Here is a 16,599-nt window from a genome sequence, read left to right on the forward strand (position 1 = left end):
GCCGCGCCTAGCGTCGGCATCGGGCACGGGGACCGTGCCCGACCGCGCGATCCGGCCGCACCACGGCCGGACGACGCGGTCCGGACGACGAGGTCTGGAAGGACGATCGATATGACGATGTACGCCGACGCCCCCGCCGAGAAGGCGGAGGAGACCCCTCCCGCCGCCGGCCCGCAGGTGTACGCAGCGCCGGGTGCCGAGGGCTCCGTGGTGTCCTACAAGCCGCGGTACGACCACTTCATCGGCGGCCGGTACGTCCCGCCGGCCGAGGGGCAGTACTTCGACGACATCACGCCGGTGACGGGCAAGCCGTTCACCGAGATGGCGCGCGGCACCGCGAAGGACGTCGACGCGGCGGTCGAGGCGGGCTGGAAGGCGTTCCCCTCCTGGAGCCGCACCTCCCCCGCCGAGCGCGCCCTGATGCTCACGCGCATCGCGGACCGCATGGAGGCGAACCTCGAGGCGATCGCGGTCGCCGAGACGTGGGAGAACGGCAAGCCGGTCCGCGAGACGCTCGCGGCGGACATCCCGCTCGCGATCGACCACTTCCGCTACTTCGCCGGCGCGCTGCGCGCCCAGGAGGGCGGGGTGTCGGAGATCGACCACGACACGATCGCGTACCACTTCCACGAGCCGCTCGGCGTGGTGGGGCAGATCATCCCCTGGAACTTCCCGATCCTCATGGCGACGTGGAAGCTCGCGCCCGCGCTCGCGGCCGGCAACTGCGTCGTGCTGAAGCCGGCGGAGCAGACGCCCGCGTCGATCCACCTGCTGCTCGACCTCATCAAGGACCTGATCCCCGCCGGCGTGCTGAACATCGTCAACGGGTTCGGCTTCGAGGCCGGCGCGCCGCTCGCCTCCCACCCGCGGATCCGCAAGATCGCGTTCACCGGCGAGACGACGACCGGGCGGCTGATCATGCAGTACGCCAGCGAGAACCTCATCCCCGTGACGCTCGAGCTCGGCGGCAAGAGCCCGAACATCTTCTTCGAGGACGTCGCCCGCGAGCACGACGCGTTCTACGAGAAGGCGCAGGAGGGCTTCTCGTTCTTCGCGCTGAACCAGGGCGAGGTCTGCACCTGCCCGTCGCGCGCGCTCGTCGCGAAGTCGATCTACGACGGCTTCGTCGGCGACGGCGTCGAACGGGTCAAGCGGATCAAGCAGGGGAACCCCCTCGACGTGTCCACGATGATCGGCGCGCAGGCGTCGAACGATCAGCTCGAGAAGATCCTGAGCTACATGGACATCGGCACGCAGGGCGGCGCGAAGCTGCTCACGGGCGGCGAGCGCGCCGACCTCGGCGGCGACCTGACCGGCGGCTACTACGTGCAGCCGACGATCTTCGAGGGCACGAACGACATGCGGATCTTCCAGGAGGAGATCTTCGGCCCGGTGCTCGCGCTGACCTCGTTCGACGGGTTCGACGACGCGATCTCCATCGCCAACGACACGCTCTACGGCCTCGGGGCCGGCGTGTGGAGCCGCGACGGTTCGCAGCTGTACCGGGCCGGACGCGCGATCGAGGCGGGCCGCGTGTGGTGCAACACGTACCACCAGTACCCGGCGCACGCCGCGTTCGGCGGGTACAAGCAGTCGGGCATCGGCCGCGAGAACCACAAGATGATGCTCGACCACTACCAGCAGACGAAGAACCTCCTCGTCTCCTACGCGGAGGGCCCGATGGGCTTCTTCTGAGTTCATGCGCCGCTCGCTCGCTCGGAATCGAAGCGCGAACCGGCCCGCCGCGCGACGCCATCGCTCGCGCGACGGGTCTCCACCGTCCCCGAGGAAGGAGACCCGATGGTCGCGTCGAAGATCGACGTCACCCCCGCCGCCGCCGACATGCTCCGCAGCCTCGCCGCGAAGCACGGCCCGCTGATGTTCCACCAGTCCGGCGGCTGCTGCGACGGCTCGAGCCCCATGTGCTACCCCGTGGGCATGTTCCGCACGGGGGCGTCCGACGTGCACCTCGGCGACCTCGACGTCGCGGGCATCGACCCGGTCGCCGTGTACATGTCGGCCTCGCAGTACGAGCTGTGGAAGTTCACGCACATCACCATCGACCTCGTCGACGGTCGCGGCAGCGGCTTCTCCGTCGAGGCGCCCGAGGGCAAGCGCTTCCTCATCCGCAGCCGCATGCTCACGGACGCGGAGGTGGCGGAGCTCGGCATCGAGCCCCGCTTCGCACTCGGCGCGCAGCCCCTCCGCCGCTGAGCCCGCCGCTCCGGCCCACGCCCGCTGCGGGGGCCACCCGCGGCAGATGGGGCGGTGCGCGCGGCCCCTTCTGCCGCGGGGAGCCCCCGCAGCGGAGTCAGGCGCGCCAGCGCGGCGTCGACGGCGGGCGGCGCGGGGACGCGGCTCGCGCCGCCGCGACCCACTCGTCGAACGGGACCCGCCGCCGCGGCGCCACGACGCCGGCCTGGGCGAGGCGCGCACGGAGGAGGGGCGGGCTCCCGGCCTCCGCCCACCCGAACCGCACGAGACCGTTCAGCCGAGCGCGGACCTCGTCCTCGCGACGCTTCTCCCTGAGCACCGCCCTGCCGGCTCCGTCGGGGGCCATCGACGGATCGAGGAACTTCTGCTCGCCGTCGAACTCGGCGCCGACCAGCACGCGGGGGAACACCGCGTCGACGAACGCCGACGAGCCGTCCGACAGCTGCAGCCGGTGCTGGAGCTGCGGCACCTCGAGGCCGAGCCGATGGAAGGTCACCAGCGTCCTCGACTCCCCTGCGGACTCCGCGCCCGGGTGCCCGAACGCGATCGCGTCCCGCATCCGGCGGTTCGCCCGGCGCGGTCCGGCGACGCCGATCGCCTCCTCGAGCAGGACCCGCGGAACGCCGGCGGCGAGGGCCCCGCTCGCCGCCATCACGCCCTCCTCGAAGGGCAGCCCGCCCGCGAGGTCGACCACCGTGCGCCCGACGCCCGTCGTCACGAGGTCGCTGAAGCGGACGACCTCGCGGTCCTGGACCAGGAACCGGTGCATCGTCAGCCCGGTCCGATGCCGGTCGTCCTCGTCCTCGACGGTCACGTGGACCGACCCGAGCCGCTGCCGCAGCACCGGGAGCCCGTGGAGCAGCGCGGCCGACGCGTGCGAGAACAGCACGGTGCCCGGAGCGACGGCCGCGACCGCGCGCATGCGCACGAGGTGCCGGTCCTCGGGCGTCAGCACCTCGAACGCGGTGCGCTCGACGTAGGCGCCCGGGCGGAGCCTGAGCAGCAGGCCCCGCTCCACGTCGCGGCTGATCGCCCGGCGCTCGCCGGAGGTGTGGGACCCCCGGACGACGACGAGCTCGATCCGCCACGGATCGGCGACGGGGCGGAGATCCGGAAGCACCCGGCGATGCTGCACCCCGATCGTCCCCACCACCGGCCCGCGGCCTGTGGAGGAGCGGTCCGCGCCCCGCCCCCGCCGGGCTCGCGCGCACCGACTCGTCGCTCCGGGGGCCCCGCGCGGCTGATGGGGCGGTGCGCACCGCCCCATCAGCCGCGGGGAGCCCCCGGAGCGAGGTGAGCGCGGCGGCGGGTCAGGCGGCGGCGAGGTCCGTGTAGAGGCCTCGGGCGCGGAACGCCTTCTCGACGACCGAGAGGCCCTCCATGCCCGGCATCTTCGCGATCGCCTCGTCCATCTTGCGGACCTCGCGGAGGCCCTCCTCGCCGTCGAACAGGAAGCCCATGACGAAGCGGACCTCCTCCTCCGGCTCGATGGTCGACCCGACCGGGCCCCACACGTTCGACAGCGCGAAGCGCGTGAACATGCGGGCGAGGCGCGACTCCTCGAGCCGCTTCGTCGCCTGCGTCGTGTAGAACGCGATGTGGCGGCTCTCCTGCGCGGCGATGCGCTTCAGCAGCGGCGCGAGCGCAGGGTGCGGCTCGAGCTTCGCGAGCCGGCGGTACGCGGCGGCGGCGCCGCGCTCGTTCACGCTCCCCCAGGACATGTGGGTCGCGACGAAGTCCTTGCCGACGATGTTCCCGTAGATCGACTGCTTGATCGGGTCGATCCGGTCGCGCCAGCCGAGCTTGACGCGGCTCGCCTTCAGCTGGTCGTACTCGACCGTGACGCCGTGGACCCCGAGCACCGCGGCGAGCGCCTCGCCGTGCCAGTACTCCTCCCGGTTCCACATCGTCATGAACGTCGAGACCTCGCCGTCGCCGTGCGACGGCGTGACGAGCATGTCCCGGAGGTAGCAGACCGTGTGGTACTCGACGTCGCACATGTAGCGGAGTGCCCGGAGGGAGGTCTCGGAGAGCGGGTCCGTGCGGAACGCATCGAGGTCGATGTCGCTCCAGCCGACCGCTTCGGAGGTCTCGGCGAAGGTGTCGATGTCGAAGGCCATGGGTGTGCGCTAGCGCGCGTCGTCCTTCCGGTGGGAGCGGGCAGCCGCGCTGCGCGCGCTGCGAAGGGGCATTCGGAACGGCGGGCGTCCGGGTTTGCGGACGGTGCGGCGCACGAGGTGCAGGCCGGCGAGACCGGGCAGGGAGTCGATGCGGCTGTCGATCGCCGTCGCCCAGGAGCGGTCGGGGCCGAAGAGCGCCTGCAGGGCCCGGGCGGTCGCCGCGGCCGGCTCGTGATCGGCGCCGATCGGCCAGGTGCGCTTCGCGAGCCGCCGCCGGGCGAGCACGCGCGCCGCGCGGGAGTGGGACAGCGCGTCGGTCGCGGCCTCCGCGAAGAAGCGGCCCTGGCGGGCGATGCCCTCCCGGATCCGGGCGAGGTCCTCGGCGACGCCGGTCGGGGCGAGCTGCTGCGCCCGCTCGAGCATCGCGTCGACGATCCAGCCGTCCACGAGCCGCTCGGTCATCTGCACGCCGGTCAGGGCCCGCCCGTGGAGGTTCGCGACGACGGCCTCGCGCAGCGGACCGAATCGGTCGCGGAGCTTCGCGGCGACACCGCGGCGGATCGCGGGCACGGGCCCGGCGCCGGCGATCGCGCTGAGCGCGTCCCCGAACCAGTGGGCCTCGTACGCCCACGTGGAGAGGAAGGCGGTGATGCGGGCGTCCTTGTGCGTCGCGGTGACGAGGACGTGGGAGAGCCACGAGCCGGTGCCCTGGGCGCGCCGCTGGACGTAGCGCAGCGCGTCGGCGAGGTCCGCCGGGAGCGCCGAACCGACGCCCTGCAGCGTCGCGCGCATCGGCCCGAACGGCGCGCGCACGTACGCGGCGACGTCGAATCGGGCGGTCGAACTCATTTGCGCAGAATATCCGTTCCTGGAGGCACAAGGGGCTTGCGTCGTGCACCCAGTCGTGGTGTGGGTTCACGCAGCTCGTGGGAGGTGTTCGGAGCGACCCGCGCTAGCGTTCGCTGGTGACCGCGTTCCTCCGCCTCGGCGCCCCGGGCGCCGAGCGTCCTGTCCTCCTCGCCGACGGCCGCCACTACGACCTCTCGTCCGTGACGGGCGACATCGACGGCGCCTTCCTCGCCGGCCGCGGCGTCGACCGCGCCAGGGCCCTCCTCGCCGAGGGGCGCCTGGAGGAGCTGCCCGGCGCCGCGGACCTGCGCGTCGGCCCGCCGGTCGCGCGGCCCGCCGCGGTGCTCTGCATCGGGCAGAACTACGCGGCGCACGCCGCGGAGTCCGGCAGCCCGCCCCCGACGCACCCGATCCTCTTCTTCAAGCACCCCGGGTCGATCGTCGGGCCGTACGACGCGATCGAGCGCCCGGCGGGGGCGGACGCGCTCGACTGGGAGGTCGAGCTCGGCGTCGTGGTCGGCGAGGCCGCGTGGCACGTCGAGGAGGCCGACGCACTCGCGCACGTCGCCGGCTACCTCGTCGGCAACGACGTGTCGGAGCGCACCTGGCAGCGGTCGGAGTCCGGCGGCCAGTGGTCGAAGGGCAAGACGGCGCCGACGTTCTGCCCGCTCGGCCCGTGGCTCGTCCCGGCCGACGAGGTGGACCCGACGGACCTCCGGATCTGGTCGCGCATCTCCGGGGAGCCGCGGCAGGACTCCTCCACCGGCGACCTCGTCTTCCCGGTCGCGGCGCTGATCGCGGACCTCTCCCGCTACGTGCGGCTCGAGCCGGGCGACGTGCTGCTCACCGGGACGCCGGAGGGCGTCGCGCTGTCCGGCCGCTTCCCGTACCTCGTCGACGGCGACGTCGTCGAGGTCGGCGTGGACGGGCTCGGCGCCCAGCGCTCCCTCGTCGTCCCGGTCTGACGCGGACGCTCAGGCGGGCGGGCGGCCCTCGACCAGCCGGTCGCCGACGAGCACGACGAGGGCGACCGCGCACCCGATCGCGGTGTCGAGCACCCGCTCGCCCGCGATCGTCCACGGGTCGCCGGCCGAGCCGGCCTCCGCGATGAGCAGGGCGAGCGGGGTGATGAGCACCAGCGCGGCGCCGTAGTGGGCGACCACGACGAGCTCCGTGCCGAACTGGAGCAGCGCCAGCACCACCGCCAGCACGAGCCCCGGCACGGGCGGGGCGACGAGGGCGGCGAGGAGCACGAACACGCCGGCGCCCACGACGGTGCCGAGGGTGCGGTGCGCGGCCCGGATGCCGGAGACCCGCCGGCCCGGTCCGGACTGCAGCACGGCGACCACCGCGACGACGACCCAGTAGCCGCGGTCCAGTCCGAGGAGGGCGGCGAGCACCGCCGCCACGGCGGCGGCGACCACGACGCGGACCACGACCAACCGGCCGCCGCGGTCGAGGCGGAACCGCAGCGGTGCGATCGGGATGTCCCGGTCCCGCCGCCGCAGCGCCGGGAGGACGAGCGGCGCGACGACGACCAGGTAGGCGAGGACCGCGCCCGCAGCGGCGCAGCCGAGCACGAGGAGCGGGTCGAGGCCGTCGCCGCCGTGCTCGGGGGCACCGCAGAGCCGCGACGCGACGCCGGCGCCGAGCACCGGGAAGAGCGCACCGGGCGGGCCGACCGCCGTGCCGACGGACAGGACGACGGCGCCGATCGCGACGAGCGCGAGCACGATCGGGGCCGCCACCGGGTCGCCCCGCGTCGCGGCGCCCGCCGCGATCGCGGCGAGCAGGCCGAGCTGCACGAGCGGGAGCCGGCGGACGCGCTCGCGTCGGCTCCGCGCCGACAGGTAGAGCGCGGACAGGGCCCCCGTCGACGCGAGCAGCCCGAGGTCGATCCGGCCCGCGGCGGCCGGGACCCCGACCGTCAGGAGCATCGCGATCGCCGCCTGCACGGCGATCGCGAGGCGGGGCGGGCTCGGCGAAGGCCGCACCATTGCGCCGATCAGTCGCCGTGCGCGCCCGGCGCCCTCCGCATCCGCCGTCGTCCCCACCCCTCCATCGTCCCGGACGCGCGCTGCGGGTACGGTCCTGCCGTGAGCGGCGACCTGCATCCGGACGAGCTGCCGGCGGACGCGGCGACGGTCCGGGCGCTGCTCGCGGAGCAGGCGCCGCACCTCGCCGCGCTGCCGGTGCGGCCGCTGACCGAGGTCGGCACGGTGAACCGCGTCTTCCGGCTCGGGGACGCGCTGGCGGTGCGGATCCCGCGGCGCGCGGTCGACGGCGCCGACGTCGAGCGGGAGGCCGCGGTCGTCCCGATCGTGGCGACGGTGCTCCGCGCCGCCGTGCCGGAGGTGGTCCTGGCGGGCCGGCCGAGCGCGGCCCTCCCCGCCGCGTGGTCGGTTGTCCGCTGGATCGACGGCGAGCGCCCGCGGCCCGGCGCGGTGCCCGGGGCGGATCTCGCCGAGGTGGTGCGGGCGCTGCGCTCGCTCGACCCCGCCGCCCTGCCCGGCGCCGGTCGCGCGACGGCGGCGGCCGCCGCCGCGGCCGTGCGGGACGCGATCGCGCGGCTGACCGGCTTCGACACGGCCCGGGTGACGGCGGCGTGGGACGCGACGCTGGAGGCTCCCGTCTGGGACGGCGTCCGCGTCCCGATCCACGCGGACCTGCTGCCGCCGAACCTCCTCGTGCGACGGGGACGCCTCGCCGGGGTGCTCGACTGGGGCACCGCGGGGGCCGGGGACCCCGCGAACGACCTCGTCCCGGCGTGGTCGTGCCTCCGCGGCGCCGACCGGAGGCGGTTCCGCGCAGCGCTCGGCGGGCCGGACGGCGACTGGGCCCGCGCGAAGGGCATCGCCCTCGCGCAGGCGCTGGTCGCGATCCCGTACTACGACACGACGAACCCGGGGTTCGCCGCGCTCTGCCGCGCCACGCTCGACGAGGTGCTCGCCGACCGGTGAGCCGTCAGGGCGGCGGTGCGCCGCCGCCGGCCCAGTCCCGGCGGCGGGCCTTGCCGGAGTCGTCGCGGAGCGGCTCGTGGACGACGACGATCCGGTCGATCCGCTTCGCCGGGTCGAGCCGGTCGTTCGCCCAGGCCCGCAGGGCAGTCCCGTCCTGGTCCGCGCCGGCGACGTCGACGACCGCGAGCACCGACCGCTCGAGGTCCTCGTCCGGCACCCCGACCGCGAGCGCGGACCGGACGGCGGGATGCCGCTCGAGCACCCGCTCGACCTCCGCCGGGTACAGGCTCGTGCCCGCGCGCGCGATGCGGTCGCCGCCGCGGTCGGCGAGGAACAGCCAGCCGTCCTCGTCGAGCCGGCCGTCGTCGCCGAGGGAGTCCCACGTCCCCGGCGGCGGCGTCGGGGCACCCCGGTACCGGTACGCCGGGCCGCCCGCCCGGCGGAGCTGCACGCGCCCGACGACGCCGGGCGCGACCGGCCGGCCCGCGGGGTCGACGACGCGGACCTCGGTGCCGTCCGCCGCGCGCCCGACGCTGCCGGGATGCGCGAGCCACTCGTCGCCGCGGATCACGAGGACCCCGTTCGACTCCGTCCCCGCGTACACCTCGGTGAGCCGCTCCGGGCCGAGCAGCGTCAGCCAGCGCCGCTTCAGCGCCGGGTCGACGGGCGCGCCCAGGTGCACCACCTGCTCGATGGACGACAGGTCCGCCGCGGCGACGCGCTCCGGCGGCAGGCGCAGGATGCGGTGCAGCATCGTCGGGACGAGCAGCACCCAGGTGATGCGGTGCCGCGCGATCGCGTCCAGGACGGCCCCGGGGTCGAACCGCGGGAGCAGCACGAGCGCGTGCCCGGTCGTGAGCCCCCGGAAGGCGTAGGTGAACGGCGCGGCGTGCGCGAGCGGCCCGACGACGAGCTGCGTCGCTGCCATCGGCAGGAACGGCGCGACCCGCCGGTCGGGGTCGACCCGGGCCGGCGCCGCCGCGAGCACGAGCTTGGGGCGGCCCGTGCTGCCGGAGGAGGTCGGCGCCTTCCAGCTCGGTGCGGCCAGCGGCGGGAGCGGCCCGTCGTCCACCCCCTCGAGCGGCGGATCGAGTGGGAGGACGACCCGCCCCGGGAAGTCGGCGGCCGAGGCGCCGAGCACCGCCCGCGGCGCGGCGAGCGCCACGACCGCCCGCTGCTCCTCGAGCGGCAGGCGCGGGCCGAGCGGCTGCGGCGTCCCGCCGGCCCGGTGCACCGCGCACACCGCGACGACGAACGCGACCGCGTTCCCGCCGCGCACGGTCACCAGGTCGCCCTCCCGCACGCCGAGTGCGATCAGGTGCCGCGCGAGGCGGCGGGACCGCGCGGCGAGCTGCGCCCGGGTGAGCGCCTCGTGCTCGTCGCGGACGGCGGGGGCGTCCGGCGCCCGCTCGGCGAGGAGGTCGAGCGCCTCCCCGATGGTCGGGGTCGTCGTGCGGCTCGGGGCGGTCTCGGGGCTCGCTGCGCTCGCACCTCGACCGGCGGGAGCGGGCGCGGCGGCCGCGGTCACGCGCCGAGGACACGGGCGTACAGCGCCTGGTGGGCCGCCGCCGCGGCGTCCCAGCTGTACGACGCGGCGAGCGTACGGCCCAGCTCCGGCGCCGGCCCCTCGCCGGTGAACGCGCGGTCGACCGCCTCCGCGAGACGGCGGCCGACCGACGCGTCGTCGGGCACGCGCTCGACCGCGCGGCCGAACACCTCCCGGATCACCGGCAGGTCCCGCGCGACGACGGGGACGCCGGCGGCGAGCGCCTCCATCGCGGACAGCCCGAAGCCCTCCTTCGTCGACAGGAACGGCACCGCGCGCGCCGCGGCGACGAGCGCCGGCAGCGCCGCGTGGTCGACGGGGCCGAGCACGTCGACGGGGACGCCGAGCGCCTTCCGCCGGGCGTCGAACCGCTGCCGGTAGCCGGCGTAGTCGAAGAGCGTCTCGCCGCCCGCGACGACGAGGCGGAGGTCGTGGTGCCGGCGACGCGCGAGCGCGTACCCCTCGAGCGCGTCGATCGTGCCCTTCCTCGGCTCGATGCCGCCGACGACGAGGAGGTACTCGCCGAACCGCCCCCGCCACGCGGCGCGGTCGTCCGCCGCCGCGGGGCCGGCGGCCGCGTCGAAGCGCGCCGCGTCGACCCCGTTGGGGATCACCGTCGGCCGGCGGCCCCAGCCCGCCTCCACCTCCGCGGCGACCGCCCGCGACACGGTCACGAGCGCGACCGGGCGCTCGATGGCCCGGTCGTGGCAGGCGACCAGCTCCGGCGTCGTGAACGTGTCGAGGTGGTGGACGGTCCGGATGCCGCCGGGAACCGCGTTCGCGGTGATGCAGTCCTCGGCGTGCACGACGTCGAAGCCCGTGCGGTCGAAGGCCGCCGCGAGGGTGCGGATGGATCGCTGGATGCGGGCGCCGACGCCCTCCCCCTCCTGCGCGGCGAACGGCACGACCTCGAGGCGCACGGCGGGGTCCACGGGCCGGAAGAAGGCGTCGTCCCCGCCGCGGCCGAGGGTCCAGACCGTGACGTCCTCCCCGCGCGCGGCGAGGGCCTCCGCGAGTGCGAGCGTGTGGACGACGCCGCCGCGCGGCTTCGTCGAGTAGGTGAGCAGCGCGATCCTCACGAGCGCCTCGCGTAGGCGGCGGGCACGCGCTCGGCGAGGTGGTGCAGGCGGCGACGCGCCCGGCCCACCTCGTGCGCGACGTCGACGTGGGCGACGGCGAGCCCGCCCTTCACCCCGGTGCGGGCGAGCACGTCGCCGCCCGGTCCGACCACCTTCGCCTGGCCGAGGAACCGGAGCCGGCCCTGCACGCCGGTCTGGTTCGACGAGACGACGACGACCTGGTTCTCCGCCGCGCGCGCCAGGTCGTAGAGGTCGAACAGCCGCGACTGCCGGTCCTGCGGCAGGTGCGCGGCCCGGTCGGTCGTCGACGCGGGCCAGGCGCCGAGGCAGGCGAGGACGACCGCCCCGTCGTCCGCGAGCGCCCGCGCCGCCTCGGGGAAGGTCTTGTCGTACGAGGTGAGCATGCCGATGCGGCCGACCGGGGTGTCGAACGCCGTGAACCGGTCCCCCGCCGCGTACACCCGGGACTCGTTCAACGGCCGGTGCACCTTGCGGTGCACGCCCCAGACCCGCTGCGCCGAGCAGCAGACCGCGGTGTTCCAGCGCAGGGACGGCTCGCCGGGCACGGCCTCCGCCAGCCCGATGCAGACCACCATCGCGCCGGCCGCGCGCCGGACGCGGTCCAGCTCCGGTCCGTCGAGCGCGAGCGGCTCGGGCAGGTCCGTCCGGTCGGGGTCACCGAGGTCGGAGAGGTACCCGCCGAGCGCCGCGTCCGGCAGCACGACGAGGTCGGCGCCGGCGCTCCGCGCGTCGTCGAGGATCCCCTCCACCTTCGGCAGCGCCCGCTGGACGTCGCGACCGAAGTGCGCGGCGACGGCGGCGAGCACGGCCATCAGGCGGGGACGGCGGCCGGCGCGCGGGCCGCGAGCCGCTCCGCGACGTGGGCCGCGTCGCGGGCGACGCCCGCGAACCGCCCGCTGCCCCAGGTCGTGAGCCACGGCAGCCCCAGGAAGTGGAGGCCGGGCACGTCGGTCTCCCCCGCCCGGTGCGTCGGGTGGCCGCTGCCGTCGAAGACTCCGACCTCGACCCAGCGGTAGTCCGGCCGGAACCCGGTCGCCCAGACGACGGTCGTGATCCCGGCGGCGTCGAGGTCGAGCGCCGCGGGCTCCTCCTCCGGCACCCACACCGGCGAGTACCGCGCCTCGGTCGGAGCATCGATCCCGGCGCGGGCGATGTGGGCGTCGATGTCGTTCTTGATCGACTCCATCACGCTGTCGGCGTGGTCGAGGTACTCGGTCAGCGTCGGGGCGAAGGCGAGGACGGAGCCGTCGGCGGCCGTGAGCCGCCCGTACAGCCGCATGCCCTCGAGCGCGAAGGCGCGGAGGTCGATGTCGTGGCCGCCTGCGCGGCCCGTCATGTAGTGGTTCGTCGACTCCCGCTTCGCGAGGCCGGAGGCGTGCTGCTGCACCGTGACGTCGTAGATCCCCATGTCCTCGAGCCACGCGATGCAGTCGCGGCCGCGGTAGAACCGGGCGCTGCGCGGCGCCCGGCCGAGCGCGAGGTGCACCTCGCGGCCGGCGAGGTGGAGGTCCTCCGCGATCTGCGCCCCGGACTGCCCGCTGCCGACGACGAGGACCGCGCCCTCCGGGAGCGCCTCCGGGCTGCGGTAGTCGGCGGAGTGCACCTGCACGATCCGGCGCGACAGCGACGCCGCGAGTGCGGGGACGGACGGCACGTGGTAGCCGCCGGTCGCGACGACGACCTGGTGCGCGGCGAGGTCGCCGGCGGTGGTCCGCAGCGCGAAGCCGTCCTCCGTGCGCCGGAGGCTCAGCACCTCGACGCCCTCGAGGACGGGCGGGTCGAAGCTCGCGCGGTACCGGCCGAGCCACGCCTGCACCTCGGCCCGGGTCATGAAGCCGTCCGGCTCGTCGCCGTCGTACGCGAAGCCGGGCAGGCGGCACTGGAAGTTCGGCGTGACCAGGGTGAACGCGTCCCATCGCCGGTCCCGCCAGTCGTGCGCGACGGTCGCCCGCTCGAGGACGACGTGGTCGATCCCCCGGTCCTGCAGGTGCCATGACACCGCGAGACCGGCCTGCCCGCCGCCGACGACGGCGACCTCGACCTGGGACGGGAGGTCGAGCGGCGCGCTCATCGGGCGGCCTCGACCGGCAGCGGGGGCGCCATCGCGAGCACGCGCACCGGTGCGGCGGCGTCGAGGAGCGCCGCGCGGGCACGGATCTCCTCCGCCTGCGCGAGCGCGCTCGTGCAGAGGAAGCCGTACCGGGCGCGGACGCGCTCCCCCGCCTCCTCGAGCGCGGCGGTCGCCCGGCCCGCGAAGTCGCCGACGGCGTACTCGGCACCGACCTCGAGGTGGTCCCACATCACGAGCGACGGGGAGTACAGCTCGTCGACGCGGCCGTCCGGCCAGCGGACGGTGAAGGTCATCTCAGGCATCGACGAGCTCCTCGGCGATCACGCGGCCGTCGAGCGCGTAGGCGTCCGGTCGGCGGTCGCGGAGGGCGAACATCGCGCGACGGGCTGCGGCGAGCTCGGTCGTCACGTCCACGGCGGCGATCGCGAGCCCCGGTCCCGTCCCGGTCTCCGCGAGCACCTCGCCGCCCGGGCCGATCACCGACGCGGAGCCGACGAACCGGAGGCGGCCGAAGGTGCCCGCCTGGTTCGACGCGACCCACACGACCTGGTTCTCGAGCGCGCGCGCCTGGTCGTAGAGGCGGAACCGCTTCGTCCAGCGGTCCTCGGCGAGGTCCGTCGCGGCCGCGGTCCGCGCTGCCGGCCACGCGGACACGCAGACGACCACCTCGGCGCCGTCGAGGGCGAGCGTGCGCGCTCCCTCCGGGAAGGCCTTGTCGTAGCAGATCATCAGGCCGAGCCGGCCGACGGGGCTGTCGAACGCGGTGAACGAGTCCCCGGCGGCGTAGCTCATGCCCTCGCCGAGCGGCTGGTGCACCTTGCGGTGCACGCCGAGCACCGCGTCCCGCGTCAGCGCGACGGCGGTGTTGTAGCGGACGGGCTCCGCCTCCGTCCCGGCCGCCTCGCAGATGCCGAGCACCAGGACGAGATCGCCGGCGAGCGCGCGCACCCGGGCGAGCTCCGGCCCGTCGATGCGGATCGCCGGCGGCAGGGAGTCGGGTCGGCTCGGGTCGCCGCGGCCGCCGAGGCTGGAGAGGTACCCGCCGAGGGCGGCCTCCGGCAGGGCGAGCAGGTCGGCTCCGGCCGCGGTCGCCTCGGCGACGAGCCGGGCGATGGTCGCGTAGTTCTCCTCCAGGTCGCGGCCGAACTCCTCGGACGCGGCGGCGAGCGTGACGGTCATGGCGCTCCTTCAGGCGTGCCCGAGCCCGGTGACGGGGCCCGGCAGCGCGGTCGTGGTCTCGCCGTCCGGCCAGGTGAGGCGGACGCCGGGCGCGGCGGTGAGGCGGCCGATCTCGGCCGTCGTCGTGAGCGGCGATCCCATGCGGGAGGCGCCGGGGGCGTCGGCGGTGAGCATGCCGAAGCCGGGGAAGCACGTGAGCCAGTCGCCCGTGGCGGCGTCCGCCGGAGCGGGCACCGCGGCGACCTCGATGTCCGCGCCGAGCCCGGCGGCCTCCGCGAGCATGCCCGCGGTGCCGACGACGCCGGCCATGCTGACGTCCTTCGCCGCTCGTGGCACGGCGTCCCGGACCATCCGGCCCATGACGCGGAGCTCCTCGCCGGACCGGGAGGACGTCGAGTCCCACTGCACGCCCTGCGCGCCCGGGCGCCACCCGCCGGAGAGGTCGGCGGTGAGCGAGAGCGCGTCGTGGCGCCGTCCTCCGCCGCCGGGCACCGGCTGCGCCGCGCGACCGAGCGCGGTGACCGCGAGCGATGCAGCGACGCCGAGCTGGGTGTGGCCGCCGAGCACGGGCACGTCCCACGCCTCCGCCGCGCTCCGCAGCCCGCGGATCACGCGCTGCACCGTGGCGAGATCCGGCCCGGCGACCGCGTCGAGCAGGCCGACCGGGGCGGCGCCCATCGCGGCGAGGTCGTTCACGTTGACGAGCACCCCGCACCAGCCGGCCCACTCCGGGTCGCGCTGCACCATGGCCGGGAGGATCGCGTCGCACGCAGCGACGAGGTCGCTCCCGGGCACCGGGGCGCCGTCGTCCCCGACGAAGCCCTGACCGCCGAGCGACGCGGCGGCCGCCGAGCCCCAGGCCGCGCCGAACGGATCGAGGAGGGCCGCGAGGGGCGCCTTCGTCCGCTCGGCCAGCGCGCGGATCCGGTCGATCGGCCAGCGCATGCGGCGGTGGGGCGCGCCGGCGATCGAGGCCGGTCCGTGGTCCGTCCAGCCGAGCCGGGTGAACAGGCCGGCGTACCGGTCCTGGACGGCCGCGTCGAAGCGGAGGACGCCGGACGCCTCCGCGACCAGGCAGGCCTCCTCGACGAGGCGGGCGCCGAGTCCGGCGGTGCCGCGGACCGTCCCGTCGACGACGAGCCGGCTGCCCGCCCACCACCCGATGTCGCGCTCGGTGAGCGGCGCGAGCCGCACGCCGCCGACGACGGCGCCGGTCTCCGTCGCGACGGCGACGAGCACGACCGCCCGCGGGTCGTCGTCCACGTCGTCCCGGTCCGAGCCGGCGAACAGGTGCTGCTCGTCGACGAAGCCGGTGCGCCGCAGCCGGCGGTAGGCCTCGAGCTCCGCCCCCTCCGCCCGCCGAACGGTCCACGGCGCCGTGCGCCGGGGCGAGCCGGTGAGGACGGGGACGTCGAACCCGGTCATGCGCCGGCCGTCTTCAGCACGCCGCACGCGCCGCACGCGGCGCAGCCGGCCTTCTGATCGGAGCCGAGCATCCCGGCGGCGACGAGCAGCGCGGCGACCTGCCGCGACACCGTCTCGAGGATCGTCCGGTCCGGTGAGGGGACGCGGTCGACGTCGGTCGCGAGCGTGCCGCGGAGCGGGCGGAACGGCACCACGAACGGGTAGACGCCGAGCCCGATGAGCTCGTCCGCCCAGCGCGGCACGTCGTCGGGGTCCTCGCCGAGGCCGACGAGCAGGTACGTCGACACCTGGTTGCGGCCGAACACCCGCACCGCCTCCGCCCACGCGGCGCGGTACTCGTCGAGCGTCACCGTGCTCTTGCCCGGCATCCACCGGCTGCGCACCGCGTCGTCCATCGACTCGACGTGGATGCCGATCGACTCGGCGCCCGCGTCGTACAGGTCCTGGATCGCGCGGAGGTGCCGCGGCGGCTCGATCTGCACCTGGATCGCGAGCTCGGGCACGGCCTCCTTCACCGCCCGGACGCAGCGGGCGAGGTGCTTCGCGCCGCGGTCCCACCCGTTCGAGGTGCCCGTGGTCATCACCATCTGCTCGACGCCGTCGAGGTCCCGCGCGGCGCGGGCGACCTCGGCGAGCATCGCCGGGGTCTTCACCGCGATCGTGGCGCCCGCCTCGAGCGAGGCCTCGATGGCGCAGAAGCGGCACCGCTGGTCCTCGTCGTAGCGGATGCAGGTCTGCACGACGGTCGTCGCGAGGACGTTCCGCCCGTGGAGCCGCGCGATCTGCTCGTAGGACGTCCCGTCCGCGGTGGCGAGGTCGTAGAACCGGGGCCGGCGCACGGGAGCGACGTCGATGCCGACGTCGATCGGCCCGGCGTCGCCGGTGTCGAGCAGCAGCCGGCCGCCGGAGACCAGGTACGGGCTGTGCGGGTTCACGGGGATGGCGGCCTGCTCGCCGTCCCACAGCACGTGGCCGTCGTCGCTCGGCCCGGCGCCCGCCTCGCGGTGGACGGGCGCCGCGATGCGCAGGCCGCGCAGCGCCACGTCCACGCGGCGGGCCACCGGGTCCGCGATCACCGGTGGTGCGACGGCCTCCCCCCGCACCGCCGGGAGTCCGAGATTCGTCGCCGGCACGG

16 protein-coding genes are annotated in these 16,599 nt (G+C 75.7%); 4 read left to right on the forward strand and 12 right to left on the reverse strand.

Translation table 11 applies throughout. The features are described from left to right. Nucleotides 1-117 precede the first annotated feature (117 nt). Together exaC and CLV52_RS13650 are read left to right on the forward strand one after the other, a co-directional pair. On the forward strand, nt 118-1,695 hold the full coding sequence (gene exaC / locus CLV52_RS13645; RefSeq protein ID WP_133767413.1) for an acetaldehyde dehydrogenase ExaC: 1,578 nt from the start codon (nt 118-120) through the stop codon (nt 1,693-1,695). A gap of 105 nt (nt 1,696-1,800) precedes the next feature. Further along, nucleotides 1,801-2,214 carry a DUF779 domain-containing protein gene (locus tag CLV52_RS13650; protein ID WP_133766931.1) on the forward strand — a complete coding sequence of 138 codons (414 nt, stop codon included), beginning with the start codon at nt 1,801-1,803 and terminating at the stop codon, nt 2,212-2,214. Between the two features lie 97 nt (nt 2,215-2,311). Here the strand turns inward: CLV52_RS13650 and CLV52_RS13655 are convergent, their stop codons facing one another. The 3 genes from CLV52_RS13655 to CLV52_RS13665 form a co-directional block, all read right to left on the reverse strand. Next, nucleotides 2,312-3,334: a hypothetical protein gene (locus CLV52_RS13655; RefSeq protein WP_133766932.1), complete on the reverse strand. Its 1,023-nt coding sequence runs from the start codon at nt 3,332-3,334 to the stop codon at nt 2,312-2,314. A gap of 190 nt (nt 3,335-3,524) precedes the next feature. Further along, nucleotides 3,525-4,334, reverse strand: a complete 810-nt coding sequence (locus CLV52_RS13660) for an acyl-ACP desaturase (protein WP_133766933.1) — start codon at nt 4,332-4,334, stop codon at nt 3,525-3,527. A 9-nt stretch (nt 4,335-4,343) separates the two neighbouring features. After that, on the reverse strand, nt 4,344-5,183 hold the full coding sequence (locus tag CLV52_RS13665) for a hypothetical protein (protein WP_133766934.1): 840 nt from the start codon (nt 5,181-5,183) through the stop codon (nt 4,344-4,346). 116 nt (nt 5,184-5,299) lie between these two features. Here CLV52_RS13665 and CLV52_RS13670 point away from each other — a divergent pair, with 116 nt between their 5' ends. Further along, nucleotides 5,300-6,148, forward strand: a complete 849-nt coding sequence (locus CLV52_RS13670) for a fumarylacetoacetate hydrolase family protein (RefSeq protein WP_133766935.1) — start codon at nt 5,300-5,302, stop codon at nt 6,146-6,148. A 9-nt stretch (nt 6,149-6,157) separates the two neighbouring features. Here the strand turns inward: CLV52_RS13670 and CLV52_RS13675 are convergent, their stop codons facing one another. Next, on the reverse strand, nt 6,158-7,237 hold the full coding sequence (locus CLV52_RS13675; protein WP_162850854.1) for an FUSC family protein: 1,080 nt from the start codon (nt 7,235-7,237) through the stop codon (nt 6,158-6,160). Nucleotides 7,238-7,279: 42 nt separating this feature from the next. Here CLV52_RS13675 and CLV52_RS13680 point away from each other — a divergent pair, with 42 nt between their 5' ends. Then, entirely contained in the window at nt 7,280-8,143 is an 864-nt protein-coding gene (locus CLV52_RS13680) for a phosphotransferase (RefSeq protein ID WP_211342706.1), read from the forward strand. Nucleotides 8,144-8,147: 4 nt separating this feature from the next. Here CLV52_RS13680 and CLV52_RS13685 read toward each other — a convergent pair whose 3' ends face one another. The 8 genes from CLV52_RS13685 to CLV52_RS13720 are packed head-to-tail and all read right to left on the reverse strand — an operon-like array spanning nt 8,148 to nt 16,597. Continuing rightward, nucleotides 8,148-9,671 carry an AMP-binding protein gene (locus CLV52_RS13685; protein WP_162850855.1) on the reverse strand — a complete coding sequence of 508 codons (1,524 nt, stop codon included), beginning with the start codon at nt 9,669-9,671 and terminating at the stop codon, nt 8,148-8,150. Next, nucleotides 9,668-10,768 carry an MSMEG_0565 family glycosyltransferase gene (locus CLV52_RS13690; RefSeq protein ID WP_133766937.1) on the reverse strand — a complete coding sequence of 367 codons (1,101 nt, stop codon included), beginning with the start codon at nt 10,766-10,768 and terminating at the stop codon, nt 9,668-9,670. The genes CLV52_RS13685 and CLV52_RS13690 overlap by 4 nt, the downstream gene beginning before the upstream one ends. Then, the gene (locus tag CLV52_RS13695) at nt 10,765-11,601 is read right to left on the reverse strand and encodes a carbon-nitrogen hydrolase family protein (protein ID WP_133766938.1); all 837 of its coding nucleotides are present in this window, start codon (nt 11,599-11,601) and stop codon (nt 10,765-10,767) included. Before CLV52_RS13695 ends, CLV52_RS13690 begins: the two co-directional genes overlap by 4 nt. Further along, nucleotides 11,601-12,860, reverse strand: a complete 1,260-nt coding sequence (locus CLV52_RS13700) for an MSMEG_0569 family flavin-dependent oxidoreductase (protein WP_133766939.1) — start codon at nt 12,858-12,860, stop codon at nt 11,601-11,603. The genes CLV52_RS13695 and CLV52_RS13700 overlap by 1 nt, the downstream gene beginning before the upstream one ends. Then, the gene (locus tag CLV52_RS13705) at nt 12,857-13,162 is read right to left on the reverse strand and encodes an MSMEG_0570 family nitrogen starvation response protein (protein WP_133766940.1); all 306 of its coding nucleotides are present in this window, start codon (nt 13,160-13,162) and stop codon (nt 12,857-12,859) included. Before CLV52_RS13705 ends, CLV52_RS13700 begins: the two co-directional genes overlap by 4 nt. Continuing rightward, nucleotides 13,155-14,039: a carbon-nitrogen hydrolase family protein gene (locus CLV52_RS13710; RefSeq protein WP_133766941.1), complete on the reverse strand. Its 885-nt coding sequence runs from the start codon at nt 14,037-14,039 to the stop codon at nt 13,155-13,157. The genes CLV52_RS13705 and CLV52_RS13710 overlap by 8 nt, the downstream gene beginning before the upstream one ends. 9 nt (nt 14,040-14,048) lie before the next feature. Further along, nucleotides 14,049-15,464 carry an MSMEG_0567/sll0787 family protein gene (locus CLV52_RS13715; protein ID WP_133766942.1) on the reverse strand — a complete coding sequence of 472 codons (1,416 nt, stop codon included), beginning with the start codon at nt 15,462-15,464 and terminating at the stop codon, nt 14,049-14,051. Beyond that, the gene (locus CLV52_RS13720; protein ID WP_246018140.1) at nt 15,461-16,597 is read right to left on the reverse strand and encodes an MSMEG_0568 family radical SAM protein; all 1,137 of its coding nucleotides are present in this window, start codon (nt 16,595-16,597) and stop codon (nt 15,461-15,463) included. Before CLV52_RS13720 ends, CLV52_RS13715 begins: the two co-directional genes overlap by 4 nt. Nucleotides 16,598-16,599 lie beyond the last annotated feature (2 nt).

The sequence above is a fragment of the Amnibacterium kyonggiense genome (assembly GCF_004364555.1).
Classification (GTDB): domain Bacteria; phylum Actinomycetota; class Actinomycetes; order Actinomycetales; family Microbacteriaceae; genus Amnibacterium; species Amnibacterium kyonggiense.

What these genes read in the sequence shown, in the direction of transcription:
- exaC (WP_133767413.1), top strand. Translation starts at nt 118, where the DNA reads ATGTACGCCGACGCCCCCGCCGAGAAGGCGGAGGAGACCCCTCCCGCC.
- CLV52_RS13650 (WP_133766931.1), top strand. Translation starts at nt 1,801, where the DNA reads ATGGTCGCGTCGAAGATCGACGTCACCCCCGCCGCCGCCGACATGCTC.
- CLV52_RS13660 (WP_133766933.1), bottom strand. Translation starts at nt 4,334, where the DNA reads ATGGCCTTCGACATCGACACCTTCGCCGAGACCTCCGAAGCGGTCGGC.
- CLV52_RS13665 (WP_133766934.1), bottom strand. Translation starts at nt 5,183, where the DNA reads ATGAGTTCGACCGCCCGATTCGACGTCGCCGCGTACGTGCGCGCGCCG.
- CLV52_RS13695 (WP_133766938.1), bottom strand. Translation starts at nt 11,601, where the DNA reads ATGGCCGTGCTCGCCGCCGTCGCCGCGCACTTCGGTCGCGACGTCCAG.
- CLV52_RS13700 (WP_133766939.1), bottom strand. Translation starts at nt 12,860, where the DNA reads ATGAGCGCGCCGCTCGACCTCCCGTCCCAGGTCGAGGTCGCCGTCGTC.
- CLV52_RS13705 (WP_133766940.1), bottom strand. Translation starts at nt 13,162, where the DNA reads ATGCCTGAGATGACCTTCACCGTCCGCTGGCCGGACGGCCGCGTCGAC.
- CLV52_RS13710 (WP_133766941.1), bottom strand. Translation starts at nt 14,039, where the DNA reads ATGACCGTCACGCTCGCCGCCGCGTCCGAGGAGTTCGGCCGCGACCTG.
- CLV52_RS13715 (WP_133766942.1), bottom strand. Translation starts at nt 15,464, where the DNA reads ATGACCGGGTTCGACGTCCCCGTCCTCACCGGCTCGCCCCGGCGCACG.